Here is a 228-nt window from a genome sequence, read left to right as displayed (position 1 = left end):
CTCTTGGGCAATCGCCGCATGAGTACCTTTTCCCGTAGCTCGTAAGGCCATTAAGGCATCGACTCTAATCGATGCGCTAGGGTCGTTAAGTAAGGGCTGGATTAACGGTACCGCCAAATAATTATTGGTTTGTGAAAGGGCATATAAGGCTAGGCTTCGCTGGTGATCTTGGTTGCTGTTAATGGCTTCTGATTGCTCGGCTACGTAGTCTTCAAGCAAACTATAGTC

Annotated in this window: 1 protein-coding gene; it reads right to left on the bottom strand. The window is 47.4% G+C overall.

The window, feature by feature from the left end:
• On the bottom strand, positions 1 to 228 hold a 228-nt coding region (locus Q4528_RS16755; RefSeq protein WP_303522948.1), incomplete at both ends, for a HEAT repeat domain-containing protein.

Source organism: Staphylococcus pasteuri, from assembly GCF_030547725.1.
Classification (GTDB): domain Bacteria; phylum Bacillota; class Bacilli; order Staphylococcales; family Staphylococcaceae; genus Staphylococcus; species Staphylococcus pasteuri.
This window is presented reverse-complemented; position numbering and strand designations above follow the sequence as displayed.